The organism is Armatimonas sp., assembly GCF_043760365.1.
Lineage (GTDB): Bacteria > Armatimonadota > Armatimonadia > Armatimonadales > Armatimonadaceae > Armatimonas.
In genome coordinates, this window is sequence record NZ_JAYUPA010000112.1 from 1 (window position 1) to 2,294 (window position 2,294).

Consider the following 2,294-nt stretch of genomic DNA (forward strand, 5'->3'; position numbering starts at 1 on the left):
GCCTACCACGAGTTCGACCCCGTCAACCCACAGAGTGTCTACGGCGCGAGCAAAGAGGCAGGTGAGCGTCTTGTGCGCCAGACACTCCCAGATCGGCACCTCATAGCCCGCACATCGTTTCTCTACGGTCCTCATGGCAAAAATCTTGTGGATACCATTGTCCGCGCCGCCCAGACCCGCCCGAGCCTCACGTTCGTCGAGGATCAGATCATCAGCCCCACGCACACAGCCGATCTTGCACGCGTGCTCCTGGATCTAGCCGCCGAGCCTCTGCCAGGTACCTATCATATCGCCAACGCCGGTCAGTGCTCGCTACTAGAGTTCGCACGCTTCATCGTCGCCGAGGCGGGCCTCACCACGCCCGTGAATGCCACCACGTTTGCCGAGTATGTCGCCACCGCCAAACCCGCCGCACCCCGTCCGCGTGTCTCGCCTCTGGAGCGCAAGATGCTGGCACTCCGTGGCATGGACACCCTGCCGGACTGGAAAGACGCGATCCGGTCTTATCTGAAGCGCCACTAAAAGCGACAGCAGGAATTGGCCTTGGTTCTGGTGAAGCAAACGCCATGGAACATGTACTCACTGCCGAGGATCGGGCATTTTTCGATCGCTGGGGCTACCTCGTTGTCAAAGGGGTCGTCCCTAAGGAAAACTGTGATGCCGTTATCGCCGACATCTACACATTTTTGCAGATGGATCCGAATGATACGACTACCTGGTACCCGCCGGAGCGGCGTGGCTCACTCGCGCACATTCACCAGACCCAGTCGCTCTGGGACAACCGACAGAATCCCAGGCTCTACCAGGCATTCGTGGACCTCTACGGCACCGAGAGGCTGTGGGCGAGCCTAGACCGTGCCTGCTTCAAGCCGCCACTCAGTGAGAAGCACCCGCAGCACCACGATAATGGCTTTGTGCACTGGGACATGGACACGAGTACGCCGCCCGAGACATGGAAATTCTTTGTGCAGGCCGTGCTCTGCCTCACCGACACCACCGAGGACATGGGGGGCTTCTGCTGCGTTCCGGGGTTTCATCGCGAGAATCTGGTGCACTGGATCGCGGAGCAGCCCGAGGATCGCCATAAGCATCAGCCTGATCTCACACGCCTCCCCGAGGGCATGGCCGTCACCCCCATTCCCGCCAAGGCGGGCGATCTGGTGATCTGGGATGTCACGCTGGCCCACGGCAACGGCGCGAACCACGGGACGGCGCCTCGGCTCTGCCAGTACGTCACGCTCTACCCGGAAGGCGACGAGGCAACGCGCCTGGATCGCATCGCCTGCTGGCAGGAGCACCGCGCCCCAGGCAACTGGGCCAACAACATCCCCGAGGCTCTCCGAGGCCGCGAGCGAGCGCTCTACCCGGAGCCCGCCACTCTGACTGCGCTGGGCAAAAAACTACTGGGGCTGGAGAGCTGGTAGAATCTCCGTATGACAACGCCCGAAGCACTTCGTGCACAGCTTTCCGGGGTGATTGCCTTCCCGGTAACGCCCTTTCACGACGATCTCTCGCTGAATCTTGACGGCCTGAGGCATAACCTTCAAGCCCTCAAAGAGGCACCGATTTGCGCCGTTGTAGCAGCGGCGGGTACGGGTGAGTTTCACACGCTCTCCCCCGACGAATTGCGGCAGGTGATCGAAGTGACAGTTGCAGAGCTTGGGGGGTACGTGCCCGTGCTGGCGGCGACGGGGATTAATACCGCGCTCGGGGTGCAGCTCGCACAGCAGGCACAGGCGGCAGGCGTGGACGGGCTCCTGCTCTTTCCCGCGTACTACCCGACTGCAGACGACGACGCGCTTCTGGCCTACTACCAAACGCTCGCGGCGGCAACGCCCCTTGGCGTGCTGATCTACTCGCGCGACAGCTTCAACCCCTCCCCGGGCTTAGTGCAGCGCCTCGCCGACACGATTCCCAACCTCATCGCCCTCAAAGATGGCCAAGGCGACACGCGGCGCTTGCAGCAAATCATGCACAAAGTGGGAGAGCGCCTCCTCTGGATCGGGGGCGCAGGCGATGATGCCGTGCCGGGCTACTACAGTATCGGGATTCGAACTTACACCTCAAGTATCGCGAATCTCTCGCCGCAAATTTCCCGCCAACTGCACGACACCGCAGCAGCAGGCGACCAGGGCGCACTCGCCGCGCTGATGCAGCGCTATGTCTTGCCACTCTACGCCTTTCGAGCACGGCGAAAGGGCTACGAAGTCTCGGTGATGAAGCGGCTGATGGACAAGATCGGGCTTGTGGGAGGCCCCGTGCGCCCACCGCTCGCCGACCTGCGCGAGAGTGAG

The 2,294-nt window shown here is 62.2% G+C and carries 3 protein-coding genes; all 3 read left to right on the forward strand.

Features of this window, described 5'->3' with window-relative positions; genetic code table 11:
• On the forward strand, positions 1–522 hold a 522-nt coding region (locus ACH2EH_RS02995), incomplete at its 5' end, for an SDR family oxidoreductase (protein WP_395138815.1).
• 44 nt (positions 523–566) lie between these two features.
• Positions 567–1,424 carry a phytanoyl-CoA dioxygenase family protein gene (locus ACH2EH_RS03000; protein WP_395138817.1) on the forward strand — a complete coding sequence of 286 codons (858 nt, stop codon included), beginning with the start codon at positions 567–569 and terminating at the stop codon, positions 1,422–1,424.
• A 9-nt stretch (positions 1,425–1,433) separates the two neighbouring features.
• A partial coding sequence (locus tag ACH2EH_RS03005) for a dihydrodipicolinate synthase family protein (protein WP_395138819.1) occupies positions 1,434–2,294 on the forward strand: 861 nt, incomplete at its 3' end.

Coding starts and splice junctions, on each gene's coding strand:
- ACH2EH_RS03000 (WP_395138817.1), top strand. CDS start 567: ATGGAACATGTACTCACTGCCGAGGATCGGGCATTTTTCGATCGCTGG.